This window comes from Methanococcoides sp. AM1 (assembly GCF_900774055.1).
In the GTDB taxonomy this organism is placed as follows: Archaea; Halobacteriota; Methanosarcinia; order Methanosarcinales; family Methanosarcinaceae; genus Methanococcoides.
The window spans coordinates 234121-249754 of sequence record NZ_CAAGSW010000005.1 but is presented as its reverse complement, the minus strand read 5'-3'; the positions used below and the strand labels follow the sequence as shown (position 1 = coordinate 249754).

Genomic DNA, 15634 nt, shown 5'->3' with positions numbered 1-15634 from the left:
TAATGAATCAGTTATTAGAATACAAATCTCAAATTGACAATATATATGAGTTGATGTAAAATGGATATTAATGTTGATAAAGCACTGATCAAAGTTATCAGGACAGGCTCTGTTATCATCGGGGCAAACCGCACCATTGATGCAGCTGTCAAGAACGAGGCAAAGATGATAGTTCTTGCATCCAATTGTCCTGCACATGTGAGGGAACAGATCGAAGCAACAAACGTGCCGGTCCTTAACTATACTGGAACAGGTGTAGATCTTGGTCCTGCATGCGGTAAGCCATTCACTATTGCTGCAATGGCTATAATGGATGTAGGAGAATCTGATATACTTGCAGCAGCTTAAGATCGGGAGTTGTATTATTTGAGCGAGATCAGACTTTCAACAGAATGTGTAAGGTACATTGCGCTGTTTGAAAGTATGACCGACGCTTCAATTAAGGATTGTATTATCGATGATGGCAGGGTCATCTATGTCGTGAATGCTGGTGACATGGGTGCTGCTATTGGGAAACGTGGAGACAACATTAATCGGGTCAAAAGGTCCGTTGATAAACACATAGAACTTATCGAATACTCGGATGAGCCGGTTACATTTATAAAGAATGCTTTCGGTACAGTGTCTATCAAGTCCGTCAAAATATCCAATGAAGATGACAAAAAGGTCGCCTATGTGGATGTATCTGCAAGTGAGAAAGGGCTTGCTATCGGACGTAATGGAAGCAACATTGAAAAAGTAAAAATGGTAGTTAGTCGCCATCACGATATCGATGATGTGATCTTAGAGTGAACTTTCGTTCGCCAAATGATTAATAATTTCAACTCATTATGTACGGAACACTATTGGGAGGATAATATATGCCAAATGGAAAGTATGCAGCTCACAGACTTCAACAGGTCCGCAAGGATGCCAGGTGGAAAGACAGCCACTACAGTAGACGTACCTTAGGTCTGGACGTTAAATCTGACCCGCTCGGTGGCGCGCCACAGGGTCGTGGAATTGTGCTTGAAAAGGTAGGTGTCGAGGCAAAACAGCCTAACTCTGCTATCAGGAAATGTGTAAGGATCCAGTTGATCAAGAATGGTCGTCAGGCAACAGCATTCTGTCCAGGTGACGGTGCTATCAATTTCATTGATGAGCACGATGAAGTGACCGTGGAAAGGATCGGTGGCCGCATGGGTGGTGCAATGGGTGATATTCCCGGAGTGCGCTTCAAAGTCACTGCAGTTAACAATGTCTGCTTGAGAGAAATGGTCATTGGAAGGAAGGAAAAGCCAAGGAGATAATTCCATGTATAAGTTATTCGGAAAATGGGACCTTTCAGAGGTAGAAGTGAATGATGCTGGTATCAAGAGATACGTGAATCTTGATCCTGTTATCATACCACACACATCAGGTAAGCACGCAAGGCAGCAGTTCAACAAATCTGATCTATGCATTGTTGAGCGTCTTGTCAACAATGTGATGCGCAATGCGCAGAACACCGGTAAGAAGCAGATCGCTATGCGTATTGTGGACGATGCTTTTGATGTGATCAATAAGAGGACACAGAAGAACCCTGTTCAGGTACTTGTGGAAGCTATTGCTAACGCTGGTCCAAGGGAAGAGGTTGTAAGACTCAAATACGGTGGTATCTCTGTACCAAAAGCAGTAGATACTGCACCACAGAGGCGTATTGACAGCGCATTGAGGCATATCGCAATGGGTTCAAACCAGGCAGCATTCAAATCAAAGCGCTCTGCATCCGAATGCCTTGCATCCGAGCTGATCGCAGCTTCCAACCGTGATGCAAAGTGTTTCTCTATTAACAGAAAGGACGGAAAGGAAAGAGTCGCAAAGGCAGCACGTTAATCGTGTTGTTCTTTATTTTTTCATAAAGATTCAATTGTAGGTTTTATTATGGGACGAAGGAAAAAAATGGTTGAGCGTGTAACAACGCTGATGAGCAACCCGGTAATGATCAGGAACATCGCAATTATTGCTCACATCGATCACGGAAAAACTACCCTTTCAGACAATCTTCTTGCAGGCGCTGGTATGATCTCCAAGGAGCTTGCAGGTCGCCAGTTGTTCATGGACTCTGATGAAGAGGAACAGGAAAGAGGTATTACGATCGACTCCGCAAACGTGTCAATGGTGCACGAGTACGAGGATGAAGAGTACCTTATCAACCTTATCGACACACCAGGTCACGTTGACTTTGGTGGTGACGTTACACGTGCTATGCGTGCAGTAGATGGTGCTGTTGTAGTCATTGATGCTGTGGAAGGTACCATGCCTCAGACAGAGACCGTTCTGAGACAGGCACTTAAAGAGCACGTAAGGCCAGTACTTTTCATTAACAAGGTAGACCGTCTTATCAACGAGTTGCAGGTCGATGCACAGGAGATGCAGATCAGGCTCGGTAAGCTCATTGACCACGTCAACAAGCTTATCAAAGGTATGAACGAAGAGCGCTACAATGAAGGCTGGAGAGTTGACGCTGCAGAAGGTACAGTAGCATTCGGTTCAGCTCTTTACAACTGGGCTATCAGTGTTCCTATGATGCAGAAGACCGGTGTCAGCTTTGGTGAGGTATTTGACTACTGCCGTGCTGAAGATATGAAATCACTGGGCGAGAAATGTCCGCTCCACGAAGCTGTCAACGACATGGTCATCAGGTTCCTTCCAAGTCCTATCGATGCTCAGGAAGACAGGGTCGGTGTCATCTGGCACGGCGATCTTGAGACTGGTATTGGAAAGCAGATGGCTGTTGCTGATGCAAAGGGCGATCTTGCATTCATGGTAACTGATATTTCCATGGACCCACATGCAGGAGAAGTTTCAACAGGCAGGCTTTTCAGTGGTTCACTTTCACGTGGTATGGAAGTTTACGTATCAGGTGCAGCAAAGCAGAACAGGATCCAGCAGGTTGGTGTTTTCATGGGTCCGGAGAGACTTGAAGTGGATGAGATCCCTGCAGGTAACATTGCTGCAGTTACAGGTCTTAGGGATGCTATGGTAGGTTCTACTGTAACCACTCTCGAAGGTATGTCTCCATTCGAGAGCATCAGACACGCAAGTGAGCCTGTAGTGACCGTAGCTGTGGAAGCAAAGCACATGAAAGACCTTCCAAAGCTTGTTGAGGTTCTGCGTCAGGTCGCAAAGGAAGACCCAACACTTAAGATCACACTTGATGAAGAGACCGGTGAACACCTGATGGCAGGTATGGGTGAACTTCACCTTGAGGTCATTGCTCACAGGATTGAGCGTGACAAGGGTGTAGAGATCTCAACAACACCGCCTATTGTGGTATACCGTGAGACCATCACAGGAACGGCAGGTCCTGTTGAAGGTAAGTCCCCTAACAGGCACAACAGATTCTATGTTGTTGTCGAGCCACTTGAGCCTGAAGTACGTGAGCTTATCCGTGAGGGCGAGATCTCCATGAGAATGCCTGAACTTGAGAGAAGGGAGAAGCTTATGGCAGCAGGTCTTGACAAGGATGAAGCAAAGAGGATCGCTGACATCTTTGAGAGCAATGCTTACTTTGATATGACCAAAGGTATCCAGCACCTGAACGAGACAATGGAACTGGTCCTTGAAGGTTTCGTCGAAGTTATGAAAGCAGGTCCGCTTTCAAAAGAACCATGCATGGGTGTAAAGGTAAAGCTCATGGACGCAAAGCTCCACGAGGATGCTGTCCACAGAGGTCCTGCACAGGTCATTCCTGCATCCAGGCAGGCAATCCAGGCAGCAATGCTCATGGCAGATGATACACTCTTTGAGCCATACCAGAAGGTATTCATCCAGACCCCACAGGAACAGATGGGTGGAGCTACAAAGGAAATTCAGGGTCGCCGTGGTGTTATTATTGACATGACATCAGAGGGTGACACAACGATCATCGAATCCAAGGCACCTGTGTCCGAATTGTTCGGGTTTGCCGGCGATATCAGATCAGCAACAGAGGGTCGTGCTATGTGGAGTACAGAGTTCATAGGCTTTGAACCACTCCCAACAAACATGATCACTGAAGTTGTTTCTGGCATCCGTGAGCGCAAAGGACTCAAGAAGGATCTTCCACAGGCACAGGACTTCATGAGCATGTAAGGTGGATGTTTCATCCATCTTTTTGTTATGAAATGTTCTATCCTTCGGAAAGGTTTAAGAGTAGAAACAACAATTTAGGTCAAAATCATAGATATTACATCTAACACTCAAAAATAAAGGAGAATATATTATGGCTGAGAAACCACATATGAATTTAGCAGTTATTGGTCACGTTGACCACGGCAAGTCAACCTTTGTCGGCAGATTGATGTTCGAGACAGGAGCAGTACCTGCACACCTTATCGAAAAATACAAGGCAGAAGCAAAAGAGAAAGGAAAAGAATCCTTCGCTTTCGCATGGGTCATGGACACACTCAAGGAAGAGCGTGAGAGAGGAGTTACCATCGATATCTCCCACAAGAGATTCGATACAGACAAGTACTACTTTACAGTAGTCGACTGTCCAGGTCACCGTGACTTCGTAAAGAACATGATCACCGGTGCTTCCCAGGCAGATGCAGCTGTTCTTGTAGTTGCAGCACCTGATGGAGTAATGGCTCAGACAAAGGAGCACGTGTTCCTTTCCAGGACCCTTGGTATCAACCAGCTCATCGTCGCTGTGAACAAGATGGATGCAGCTGAATACAGCGAGGAAAGATACAACGAGGTCAAGAAAGAAGTATCACAGCTCCTCGGTATGGTAGGATTCAAGGCAGAAGATGTCCCATTCATTCCAACCTCCGCATTCGAAGGCGACAACATCACAAAGTCAAGCGAGAACACTCCATGGTACAATGGTCCATCATTGCTTGACTGCCTCAATGATCTTAAGCTGCCAGAAAAGCCAGACACACTTCCACTCCGTATCCCAGTACAGGATGCATACACCATCTCCGGTATCGGTACCGTTCCAGTAGGTAGGGTCGAGACCGGAATCATGAAGAAAGGCCAGAAGGTCGCATTCATGCCAAGCGGAGCAGTTGGAGAGGTCAAGTCAATTGAGATGCACCACGAAGAAGTCGATCAGGCTGTACCTGGTGACAACATCGGTTGGAACGTAAGAGGTATCGGAAAGAACGATGTCAGAAGAGGTGACGTATGTGGTCCTGCAGAGAAGCCACCATCGGTAGCTGAGGAGTTCACCGGACAGATCGTTGTCCTTCAGCACCCATCCGCTATCACAGTCGGATACACACCTGTGTTCCACTGCCACACCACACAGACTGCATGTACTCTCATGTCCATCGACAAGAAGCTGGATCCAAAGTCCGGTCAGGTCAAGGAAGAGAACCCAACCTTCATCAAGGCTGGAGATGCAGCAATCGTTACAATCAGACCAACCAGGCCAATGTGCATTGAGCCTGTAAAAGAGATTCCACAGCTCGGCAGATTTGCTATCCGTGATATGGGTATGACAATCGCTGCCGGTATGTGCATGAGTGTTAAAGATAAGCAGTAACACTCTTCTCTTTCTTTTTAGAGGAGATTAAAATGGCACAGAAAGCAAGAATACGATTATCAGGCACAAGCCCTGTGAATCTGGATGGTGTTTGTGATCAGGTGAAAGCCATCGCAAACCGCACTGGAGTAAGCATATCCGGTCCAGTACCACTACCTACTAAGAAATTGGTAGTTCCTGTAAGGAAGAGCCCTAGTGGCGACGGTACAGCATCATGGGACCATTGGGAGATGCGTGTCCACAAAAGACTTATTGACATTGCAGCTGATGAGCGCGCATTAAGGCAGCTCATGAGGATTCAGGTTCCAAAAGACATCAATATCGAAATTGTACTTCAGAATTAAGTACTTCGATATTGGTCAAAATGGCATGGAACTATGTTACAGATTTTAATCTGTAACAGTTCTCCTCCCCATTTCTTTAATTATTTTTGAATTTTTGATCTTAAACTGGCTTTTGATTCCACTTTTGTTGATCAGTACTTTATTGTTTATAGATAATGTTTATATCGTACACATTTCATATCTATGTGAGGTTATATCATGAGTGAAGAAACATTAACTGAAAATGAATCAGCAGTACTAAATGCTCTGGAAGGCTCTGACAAATCCTTAAGACCTGGTGATATTGCAGAGTCTACTGGTCTGGACGGTAAACTTGTTAGTAAAACAATTACATCACTGAAGAAAAAGGGTCTTGTTTACTCTCCTAAAAGATGTTACTACGATGTTTCAAAGGAATGATCCTTTATTTTTTATAATTTATTTTTTTTCATTATCTTTTTCAGATAAAATTGCTGTATTGATCTCAGGTTTTAGTGGTATCTTAAAAATAAAAGTGCTACCTTCGTTGATTTCACTTTTTACATTCAGGGACCCACCATGCAATTCTGAGTATTTTTTTGCAAGACATAATCCAATTCCAATTCCCCCATGGCTTCTTGTTGAAGATGCATCGATCTGAGTGAAGGGGCTAAAAAGTTTATCAATATTTTCCTCTGATATTCCGATTCCAATGTCTGACACTTCAAAAACCAGATATTTATCAGTATTCTTAATTTCAACGATAATGGGGCTACCATTTTCTGAAAATTTGCTGGCATTGCCAATGAGATGGATAATACTTTGTTCTACTTTTTCGAGATCGACTGTAATATATTCGACATCTGAGTTGATATTAAATGTCAGTCTCTGCTCTTTATCCTGAACTATTGGGATAACATGTTTCCGGATATTTTCCACAAATTCGACTAATTCTACTGTCTTATAATTAAGTTCAATCACTTCGGACTCGATCTTTGAAACTTCCAGCATTAAATTAAAAACATCAAGAAGGTGTTTTCCACTGGAGTATATATTGTGTAGGTATCTTTTTTGCTTTTCATTAATATATCCGAATTTCTTTTCAAGAAGAATTTCTGAGAACCCTATCACTGAATTAAGAGGTGTCCTCAATTCGTGACTGATGTTTGCAATGAATGTGGTCTTTGCCTGGTTTGCAGTTTCAGCTTCAATTTTTGCATGCAACATTGTCTTTTCTGCAATCTTCCTTTCAGTAACATCGATGCCTGAAGCAAGTATTCCGCTGATGTTCCCATCATCATCATAAAGTGTCGAATTATGCCAGGAAATTATTCTTTCTTCACCCGATCTTGTGATAATTGCATTCTCGTAATACTGAAATTGATCGATATCACCTGATATAATAGTGTTGAATATACCCTTTACATTATCATGATCGTTCTCAGGTATTGCCATATCAAACCAGTTGCTTCCAAGTAACTCATTCTCAGAATAACCAAGAATCTCTACGGTTTTCGCATTTACAAGAGTTATTTTCTGGTTTCTGTCAAGAGCAACGAACATAACATTGGAAACATTGAGGTAATGTTGGGCTTTTTCCTTTTCTTTCATCAACTCACGCTCAACTTTTTTGAGCTGATTGATGTTTACCATGATCCCATTAAGGCCAACAACTTCCCCATTTCTGACAATTCCTTTTGAAGAAGTGTGTACATGTGTTATCTTGCCTGATTTCCCAATAACTCTGAACATGTAGGGTTTGTGCTCACCTTTAAGGGTCAGGTCCATATCTTCAAGCAGACCTGGAAGATCCTCTGGGTGTATATATCTCATAAATGATGTGCCTATGACTTCTTCTGGCAAATAGCCTGTAAAAAGTTCAATAGCGGAGGTTATATACGTAAAGTTTCCTACCTTGTCAACACTAAAGATGACATCATTGAGATTCTCAAGATGAAGCTTATAAGACTCTTCCTTTTCCCCAGCTTCCCTAGTGACCAGTTCGATCTCATCTCTGAGGTCTTTGATAGTCTGTTCCAGATCTTCGATCTTTTCAGAGCTTTTAATTTCTTTTTTTACTGTCATTTTTTTGTGTAAAATAGTTCGTTTTTATACTAATATTGGAGTTCCTTCAAAGTATACTTGTGCTTTAATGTATTGAAATGTGTATTAATATGTTTTCAAAAATAATGTTATATCAATAATATACTATATTTTAAAGAATAATATTATATCAATGAACTAATGCCTGATTGATAAAATGAACTTTTTTTATGTGGAAAGCCTTTACTTTAAATCATATTCTTGTTAATGATGCTTGAAGTATTCTAAAATATGAGTGTTTTGTGTCCATCTGTCAAGTCCCAATTCCAAAACAATAATATAATAACTGGTTTATTCTACAATCAGTTACTGTTGTCACTAACTCGATAACATATATTCATAGTCATATTATGGGCCTGTAGTGTAGTGGATATCACTTTAGCCTCCGGAGCTTAGAACCCGGGTTCGATTCCCGGCAGGCCCGTTCTATAATCTATTTGAATTGAATATTTATGACTTAATTTCTGATCAATTCATATTCAATTATCCGGATCATTTTGAAAATTGTAGAGTTTCTCAAGATAGCTTTTTATCCTGCAATAAATGAAATTCCTGTAGCCGATGGTATCCGGAATATCGAATGTAACTATTCCTTCTACATTCCAGAATACGTTTTTAACCAGATCCCTCTCTTCCATGTCATCGACGAAAAATCTAACCTTGCTAAAATCATCAACAGCCTGTCTCCAGTCACCAGCTCTCATTTTTGATGGATCCTTGCTACACATCACTTCAAATTGCTGCAGGCCAAATGCGTATGTTTCTAGCCATTGCCTGTCATCCTTTGTCATTGCAATGATGCCCTGTTTCGCATCTTCTGACATCTGTTTTAGAAGCAAGTCTATATCCTTATTCGTAAACTCATTGTTGTCGAGCTTTTCAAGAAACACATGTAATTTTTCCACGATCACTTCCCCCTGTATATAATATAATTTATGGTGTCTATCAATAGATAAACATTACCTTCTTGATGGTCCTTGAGTGTCTCATTCTCGGGTAGAATAGGATTCCATGCTCAAAGCTTATTTATGGGTTTATTGTTTATGTAGCCCATATAGTTCATTGGTAAAATTTAGTTTTACAATCCAAGGAGACCAAAAGATATGGCAATCCATCCTATTGAATATCGTTACGGCACTGACGAAATGAAATATGTCTGGAGTGAGGCAAATCGCCTTGAAAAGCTCTTAAAGACCGAAGCAGCACTTTCACAGGCTGAAGCAAAGATCGGTATAGTTCCTGCTGAAGCTGCAGCACAGATCGAGAAAAGCATAAATCAGGTAAAACTTGAAAGGGTCACAGAGATAGAAGATGAGATCCACCATGATATGATGGCCATCGTTCTTGCGATCTCCGAGCAGTGTACAGAGGATGCTGCCAAGTGGGTGCACTTTGGTGCAACATCTAACGATATCCTGGATACAGCTACTGCTCTTCAGATGATGGATGCTGTTGCTATCCTTGAGGATAAGGTACGTACGCTTCTTGATGTCTTGCTTACAAAGGCAGAAGAACACAAGAACACTGTCTGTGCAGGAAGGACACATGGTCAGATCGGTGTGCCAACGACATACGGTCTCAGGTTTGCCATCTGGGCAAGTGAGATGGCAAGACACCTTGAACGTCTGGGACAGCTCACACCACGTCTTCTGGTAGGTCAGATGACCGGAGCTGTAGGTACACAGGCAGCATTCGGCAAGGACGGTATTGAGATACAGAAGTACGCAATGGAATATCTTGGTCTTGGCAGTGTTGACGTTTCAAACCAGATCATCCAGCGTGACCGCCATGCAGAATTCGTTATGTGGATGGCGAACACCGTAACAACCCTTGACAAGATCGCTGTGGAGATCCGCACCCTCCAGAGAAGCGAGATCGCAGAGGTCGAGGAAAGCTTCCGCAAGAAACAGGTAGGTTCTTCCACCATGCCTCACAAGAGGAACCCTATCAAGTCAGAGCAGATCAGTGGTCTGGCACGTATCGTTCGCTCAATGGTCGAACCTGAACTGCTTAACAATACTCTCTGGGATGAGCGTGACCTTACAAATTCCTCATGTGAAAGGGTCGTTTTCCCTGAAAGCTGTGTACTGACCGATCACCTTCTCAAACTGGCTATCGGTGTTATCGAGAACCTCAGGTTCTATCCTGAGAACATCCGTAAGAACCTTGATCTTCTTCGTGGTCTTAACATGGGTGAGTCTGTCATGATCGAGCTTGCAAAACGTGGTGTCGGCAGGCAGGAAGCTCATGAGATCGTCCGAAGCTCAGCAATGGAGGCACACGAATCAGGAATGCACCTTAAGGATGTTCTTCTTGGCAAGCCGGAAGTTACACAATACTTAAGTGAATCCGATATCACAGACCTCGTGAACCCTGACCGGTACATCGGTACCGCTGTGGAGCAGGTCGAGAACGTAGCTGCAAAGATCAGAAGCCAGTTCTAAGGTGAGATCATGGAACTGGAAGATGCAGTTAAGTTCCATGGGCACCTGTGCCCCGGACTTGTTATTGGTTACAGGGTTGCAACCTATGCAGCCGAGCAGTTCAAGGATCGCTCTGAGGACGAGGAACTTGTGGTTGTCGTTGAGAACAAGTCATGCAGCGTGGATGCCATTCAGGTGATCAACGGCTGCACCTTTGGAAAAGGAAACCTTGTATTCAAAGACCTTGGCAAGCACGTTTATACTTTCTTCAAAAGGGGAGAGCGCGAAGCACTTCGTATTTCGATCAATCCGCGCCAGCGCCGGGAAGATCCACGTTACAATGAACTTTTCCCCAAAGTAAGAAATGGCACTGCTACAGATGAGGAACAGGAAGAGTTCAAGAAAAGGCATGCTGAAAGAGGTCTTGCAATTCTTGACATTCCGGCTGATGAGTTGTTCACTGCAACAAGAGTTGAGGTCGAACCGCCTGAAAAGGCAATGGTATATCGTTCCATAGCATGTGCAGAATGCGGCGAGGAAACAATGGAAACACGCCTTCGCGTAAAAGATGGGAATATGGTCTGTCTTTCCTGCTTTGAAGGTCATGATATCTGACGTTCCGGTCAGATATCTTTTTTAACCCTTTAAGTTTCCAAACTCTTTACTTTTTGAATCACTTTTAGTCTTTCAACTTATTTTTTGAGTACTCTTTTCAGGAATTCTCCTGTATAGGATACTTTGCTCTTTGCTATTTTCTCGGGTGTGCCTTTTGCAATAATATTGCCACCACGTTCTCCACCTTCAGGACCCAGATCTATCACCCAGTCTGCTGTCTTGATAACGTCAAGGTTGTGTTCTATGACAATGACCGTATTGCCTGCATCCACAAGTCGCTGGAGCACGTCAAGTAACTTGTTCACATCGTCAAAGTGCAATCCTGTTGTTGGCTCATCGAGGATATGAACCGTCTTTCCGGTAGAACGCCTGCTAAGCTCCGTTGCGAGTTTCACACGCTGTGCCTCTCCTCCTGAGAGGGTTGTCGACGACTGGCCAAGTTTGATGTAACCAAGACCAACGTCGTAGAGGGTCTGGAGCTTTTTATTTATCTTTGGTATGTTCTCAAAGAATTCCAGTGCTTCCTCCACGGTCATGGCAAGCACATCAGCGATGGTCTTGTCCTTGTAGGTGACCTCAAGGGTCTCACGGTTGTATCGCTTCCCGTGACAGACCTCACAGGGCACATAAACGTCAGGTAGGAAGTGCATTTCAATTGTTATGATACCGTCACCTGAACAGGTCTCACACCTGCCTCCGCGCACATTGAAGCTGAACCTTCCAGGCTTGTATCCGCGGGACTTTGACATCTTTGTCTGTGCAAAGAGTTCTCTTATGGGTGTGAACAGGTTGGTATATGTGGCCGGATTGGATCGCGGTGTCCTTCCGATAGGTGACTGGTCTATGGTGATGACCTTGTCGATCAGGTCAAGACCCTTTATATCCTTGTATTTGCCCGGTCTGTCTCTTGCACGATGCAATTTCTGGGCAAGCACCTTGTTGAGGGTCTCGTTGATGAGTGTGCTCTTTCCTGAACCTGATACACCTGTGACGCATGCCATGACCCCGAGCGGGAATTCCACATCGATACCTTTGAGGTTGTTCTGTGATGCACCCCTGAGGATTAGTTTGCCTGTGGGCTTGCGCCTTTTCTTTGGGACTGCTATCTCAAGTTTCCCGCTCATGTACTGCCCGGTAAGTGAATCCGGATGTTCCATGATCTCTTCAGGCGTACCTTCTGCCACGATGTCTCCACCATGGATTCCGGCTCCCGGTCCCATGTCAACCACATGGTCTGAGTTCATTATCGTCTCTTCATCGTGCTCCACGACAACTACTGTGTTGCCGATATCACGAAGATGTTTCAATGTATTGATAAGTCTGAGATTGTCTCTCTGGTGTAGCCCTATGCTGGGTTCATCCAGAATATACAGCACGCCCATAAGGCTGGAACCGATCTGTGTTGCAAGCCTGATCCGTTGTGCTTCTCCTCCTGAAAGGGTTGCTGCCGATCGGCTCAATGTAAGATAATCAAGCCCGACGTCCATAAGGAAGCCAAGTCTTGCCTTTATTTCCTTGAGGATCAGCCTTGCAATGGAATATTCACGAGGTGTGAGGGTTGGCTCAAGTTCTTCAAAGAAATGCAATGCAGTTTCCACAGACATTTGCGTGACCTCAATGATGTTGCTTTCATTGATGCTCACAGCCAGGCTTGCAGGTTTTAGCCTATTACCTTTACAGGTCGTACAGGGTTTGGTGGTGATGTACTTCCTGAGCCTGTCCTTTGTGTTCTCTGATTCAGTATTATCATATGTCTTTGATATGTTGGAGATGACTCCCCGGAAGCGTCCCTTGTGCCTCCACATGCCACCGTTCTTACCGACATGCACGAAATCGATCATTTCGTTAGTACCGTTGAAGATTATGTCCTTGTGCTCCTGTTCAAGTTCCTCGAAGGGCACGTCAAGTGAGAATCCGAAGCGCTTCCCCACGGACTCCAGTGCCTGCATGTAGTAACCGTCCTTCTTGTTCCAGGTCTCAACTGCACCTTCCCTCAATGTAAGGGTGGGGTCAGGGACGATAAGTTCGGGGTCGAACTCCATTGAAGTGCCAAGTCCGTGGCATTCTTCACAGGCACCCTGCGGGCTGTTAAATGAGAATGCAGAAGGTTCCATCTCCTCAAAACCAATTCCACAGTCCGTACATGCCAGATTTTCACTGAATACCATCTCTTCGCCGTCAAGCACATGTACCATCAATGTCCCGCCACTTTTCTCAAGTGCGGTTTCCACGGAATCCGATAATCTTTCTTCCATTCCTTTCTTGATGACAAGTCGGTCTACCACCACTTCGATGTTGTGTTTGTAGTAGCGTCCCAGTTCGATGGTCTCAGCATCATCCAGTTCAACGATCTCGCCATCCACCCTTGCTCGTGCAAATCCTTCTCCCCTCAGGTCTGTGAGTAACTTCTTGTACTCTCCTTTTCGTTCACGCACAAGGGGTGCAAGGATGTGAACCTTTGAGCCTTCCTCTATTTTCATAATGCTGTCAACGATCTGGTCAACACTTTGTGGCTCGATGACCTTCCCACATTTAGGGCAATGCCTGATGCCTATTCTAGCATAGAGCAGCCTCAGGTAATCATAGATCTCGGTAACCGTTCCCACTGTGGAACGGGGATTCTTGCTGGTGGTCTTCTGTTCGATGGAGATTGCAGGAGAAAGTCCTTCTATGTACTCAACATCCGGCTTTTCCATCAGCCCCAGGAACTGCCTTGCATAAGCTGAGAGCGATTCAACATATCGCCTCTGCCCTTCTGCATATATGGTATCGAATGCAAGGGATGATTTACCGGAACCGCTGAGTCCTGTAATGACTATCAGTTTGTCACGGGGAAGGACGAGATCGATGTTCTTCAGGTTGTGCTCCTTGGCACCTTTGACTATTATATTTTTGAGGGACATGGTTTCTGGAAGGTAGTGTTTTTAGGATAAGTTGGGGTTTGAGATATTTGAGATATTTGAGTGAGAGGATTAAAGGTTTGCTATTGAGGTGAAATATTACCGGAATTTGATTCGACAGTTGTACGCCTGAGTATGTTCTCACTTTTCAGTATATCATGTAGCAATGTTTTTAAGTTTATTTTTTCATTTTTCCCTGGATGTAGTTTTCAGAATATATTAATCAAAGTTCTTTTCATACTTTTTACAATAAATGCAACTATCAATTCTATAAAATAAAGCTCAGTATGGAAAAATCATGTAATTCTAATTCGTGTTATGTTGTGTTATTGATGACAATATCAATTCTGCTTTAGCATCTCGGGAACAGTTCTTAAATTCATAATTTGCATCATATCATTTAAAATAATATCAGTTGTTATCCTAATTTATACGTGTAACTATACAAATTCTTAGTTAAATCTATAAAATGACATTCAAAGAATTATCTCTTGGATATGAAGCTATGAAAACAAAACTCCTCTTGATCTTCTTTCTTTGTTTTTTCACAATCAACATTGTTGATGCAAGTGAAATATTGCAACTTACCAATGACACCGAATCCATCGGATTCCCTCAATGGTCTCCTGATGGGGACAAGATCATTTACACTTCATCGGATCTCGAAACCATAACGTCAGGAGATTGGGTTGTAGATTTTTGGATGATGGATGCTGATGGAAGTAACAAAACTCAGCTCGCGTCTGGAGATACTATACTCGGACTTGGATTTAATAATCCTTTATCTCCCGATGGAACACAATTCCTGTTCATTTCAAACACCACAGGTAATCATGAGCTTTGGATCATGAATGTCAACGGTTCAAATAAGAAACAATTAACTCACGGAGCACATCTTGAAAACAATTTGCTTGGATTGACGGGCAGATGGGGCATTTCGTGGAGTCCAGACAGTTCACAGATTGTTTATGTTTCTGCATCTTCTGAAAACAGGAATGTTTGGGAATCCGTAGAAATAAATAGCAAAAAAGAACCAATATTCAACATTTCTAAAGTCTCTAAAGATTACGATATCTGGATTGTCGATCACGATGGTAGTAATAATCTAAAGCTCACCACCAGTGGAAAAGATAATATCGGGGCAACATGGCGACCAGATGGGGGAAAAATAGCTTTTGTATCAAATGAATCCGGCAATGGTGGAATCTGGGTAATGAACAAAGACGGATCCGATAAAACACAACTTGTAGACGGATCTGCTTACAATATTGACTGGTCCCCTGATGGTACAAAAATAGTTTATGCAAAGGTTGATCATGAAAATTATACATCCAACATATGGGTAATGGATGCTGATGGTAGTAATAAAAAACCTCTTACCAATAATTCCGAGTATTTTGTATCACAGTCTTATTCAGACTGGTCGCCTGATGGAAGTAAAATTGTTTTCAATTCCGGGAGCATTGGAGAATATGAAATCTGGATCATGAACAGTGACGGAACTGACCAGATTCGAATTGGTGAAGGTTTGATGCTTCAGTGGTCACCAAAAGGGGACAAAATTGTTTCGACAGCAATAAAGGGCGACATATTAGCAATATCAGTAATTGTTCTTGATGAAGAACTGGTATCTAGACCTGCATCAACATTAGCATCTGTGCCAGAATCTCCTCCAGAAAAAACACCCGGATTTAGTGTAGTTATTGCAGTGCTCATGTTAGCCATGACCTTTTCTCTTGAAAGAAAAAAGAGAATCTGAATTTACGAGTAGGGCTTGTAATTCCCAGTGGCCAGCAA

14 protein-coding genes and 1 tRNA gene are annotated in these 15634 nt (G+C 43.4%); 12 read left to right on the top strand and 3 right to left on the bottom strand.

Going from position 1 to position 15634, the window contains the following annotated elements:
* The first annotated feature begins 60 nt into the window (after positions 1 to 60).
* The 8 genes from E7X57_RS10475 (at position 61) to E7X57_RS10440 (ending at position 6237) form a co-directional block, all read left to right on the top strand.
* A complete protein-coding gene (locus E7X57_RS10475) occupies positions 61 to 348 on the top strand; it encodes a 50S ribosomal protein L30e (RefSeq protein ID WP_135612908.1) in 288 nt (95 codons plus the stop codon).
* Between the two features lie 18 nt (positions 349 to 366).
* A complete protein-coding gene (locus tag E7X57_RS10470; RefSeq protein ID WP_135612907.1) occupies positions 367 to 792 on the top strand; it encodes a NusA-like transcription termination signal-binding factor in 426 nt (141 codons plus the stop codon).
* Positions 793 to 860: 68 nt separating this feature from the next.
* Positions 861 to 1289: a 30S ribosomal protein S12 gene (locus tag E7X57_RS10465; protein WP_135612906.1), complete on the top strand. Its 429-nt coding sequence runs from the start codon at positions 861 to 863 to the stop codon at positions 1287 to 1289.
* Positions 1290 to 1293: 4 nt separating this feature from the next.
* Positions 1294 to 1854, top strand: coding sequence for a 30S ribosomal protein S7 (locus E7X57_RS10460; RefSeq protein ID WP_135612905.1), 561 nt, complete (start codon positions 1294 to 1296; stop codon positions 1852 to 1854).
* Positions 1855 to 1902: 48 nt separating this feature from the next.
* Entirely contained in the window at positions 1903 to 4095 is a 2193-nt protein-coding gene (locus tag E7X57_RS10455) for an elongation factor EF-2 (protein ID WP_135612904.1), read from the top strand.
* Between the two features lie 127 nt (positions 4096 to 4222).
* Complete coding sequence (tuf, locus tag E7X57_RS10450) at positions 4223 to 5494, top strand: translation elongation factor EF-1 subunit alpha (protein WP_135612903.1); 1272 nt, start codon at positions 4223 to 4225, stop codon at positions 5492 to 5494.
* A 32-nt stretch (positions 5495 to 5526) separates the two neighbouring features.
* The gene (rpsJ, locus tag E7X57_RS10445) at positions 5527 to 5838 is read left to right on the top strand and encodes a 30S ribosomal protein S10 (protein ID WP_048195085.1); all 312 of its coding nucleotides are present in this window, start codon (positions 5527 to 5529) and stop codon (positions 5836 to 5838) included.
* Positions 5839 to 6036: 198 nt separating this feature from the next.
* Positions 6037 to 6237: a helix-turn-helix domain-containing protein gene (locus E7X57_RS10440; protein ID WP_135612902.1), complete on the top strand. Its 201-nt coding sequence runs from the start codon at positions 6037 to 6039 to the stop codon at positions 6235 to 6237.
* Between the two features lie 18 nt (positions 6238 to 6255).
* Here E7X57_RS10440 and E7X57_RS10435 read toward each other — a convergent pair whose 3' ends face one another.
* Positions 6256 to 7881, bottom strand: coding sequence for a PAS domain-containing hybrid sensor histidine kinase/response regulator (locus E7X57_RS10435; RefSeq protein WP_135612901.1), 1626 nt, complete (start codon positions 7879 to 7881; stop codon positions 6256 to 6258).
* A 370-nt stretch (positions 7882 to 8251) separates the two neighbouring features.
* Between E7X57_RS10435 and E7X57_RS10430 the strand changes: the two genes are divergently transcribed.
* Positions 8252 to 8323 (top strand) — tRNA-Arg (locus E7X57_RS10430).
* Between the two features lie 55 nt (positions 8324 to 8378).
* Here E7X57_RS10430 and E7X57_RS10425 read toward each other — a convergent pair.
* The gene (locus E7X57_RS10425) at positions 8379 to 8804 is read right to left on the bottom strand and encodes a hypothetical protein (RefSeq protein WP_135612900.1); all 426 of its coding nucleotides are present in this window, start codon (positions 8802 to 8804) and stop codon (positions 8379 to 8381) included.
* Positions 8805 to 9002: 198 nt separating this feature from the next.
* On the opposite strand from E7X57_RS10425, the gene purB reads away from it, so the two are divergent.
* Positions 9003 to 10343, top strand: a complete 1341-nt coding sequence (purB, locus tag E7X57_RS10420) for an adenylosuccinate lyase (protein ID WP_135612899.1) — start codon at positions 9003 to 9005, stop codon at positions 10341 to 10343.
* 9 nt (positions 10344 to 10352) lie between these two features.
* A complete protein-coding gene (locus tag E7X57_RS10415; protein ID WP_135612898.1) occupies positions 10353 to 10937 on the top strand; it encodes an FmdE family protein in 585 nt (194 codons plus the stop codon).
* Between the two features lie 77 nt (positions 10938 to 11014).
* Here the strand turns inward: E7X57_RS10415 and uvrA are convergent, their stop codons facing one another.
* A complete protein-coding gene (gene uvrA, locus E7X57_RS10410; protein ID WP_135612897.1) occupies positions 11015 to 13840 on the bottom strand; it encodes an excinuclease ABC subunit UvrA in 2826 nt (941 codons plus the stop codon).
* A 466-nt stretch (positions 13841 to 14306) separates the two neighbouring features.
* On the opposite strand from uvrA, the gene E7X57_RS10405 reads away from it, so the two are divergent.
* Positions 14307 to 15596 (top strand): TolB family protein, encoded by a 1290-nt coding sequence (locus tag E7X57_RS10405; RefSeq protein ID WP_135612896.1) that lies wholly within the window; start codon positions 14307 to 14309, stop codon positions 15594 to 15596.
* Positions 15597 to 15634: the final 38 nt, after the last annotated feature.

What these genes read in the sequence shown, in the direction of transcription:
- E7X57_RS10455 (WP_135612904.1), top strand. Translation starts at nt 1,903, where the DNA reads ATGGGACGAAGGAAAAAAATGGTTGAGCGTGTAACAACGCTGATGAGC.
- E7X57_RS10405 (WP_135612896.1), top strand. Translation starts at nt 14,307, where the DNA reads ATGACATTCAAAGAATTATCTCTTGGATATGAAGCTATGAAAACAAAA.
- rpsJ (WP_048195085.1), top strand. Translation starts at nt 5,527, where the DNA reads ATGGCACAGAAAGCAAGAATACGATTATCAGGCACAAGCCCTGTGAAT.
- E7X57_RS10475 (WP_135612908.1), top strand. Translation starts at nt 61, where the DNA reads ATGGATATTAATGTTGATAAAGCACTGATCAAAGTTATCAGGACAGGC.
- E7X57_RS10435 (WP_135612901.1), bottom strand. Translation starts at nt 7,881, where the DNA reads ATGACAGTAAAAAAAGAAATTAAAAGCTCTGAAAAGATCGAAGATCTG.
- E7X57_RS10465 (WP_135612906.1), top strand. Translation starts at nt 861, where the DNA reads ATGCCAAATGGAAAGTATGCAGCTCACAGACTTCAACAGGTCCGCAAG.
- uvrA (WP_135612897.1), bottom strand. Translation starts at nt 13,840, where the DNA reads ATGTCCCTCAAAAATATAATAGTCAAAGGTGCCAAGGAGCACAACCTG.
- E7X57_RS10460 (WP_135612905.1), top strand. Translation starts at nt 1,294, where the DNA reads ATGTATAAGTTATTCGGAAAATGGGACCTTTCAGAGGTAGAAGTGAAT.
- E7X57_RS10440 (WP_135612902.1), top strand. Translation starts at nt 6,037, where the DNA reads ATGAGTGAAGAAACATTAACTGAAAATGAATCAGCAGTACTAAATGCT.
- E7X57_RS10415 (WP_135612898.1), top strand. Translation starts at nt 10,353, where the DNA reads ATGGAACTGGAAGATGCAGTTAAGTTCCATGGGCACCTGTGCCCCGGA.
- purB (WP_135612899.1), top strand. Translation starts at nt 9,003, where the DNA reads ATGGCAATCCATCCTATTGAATATCGTTACGGCACTGACGAAATGAAA.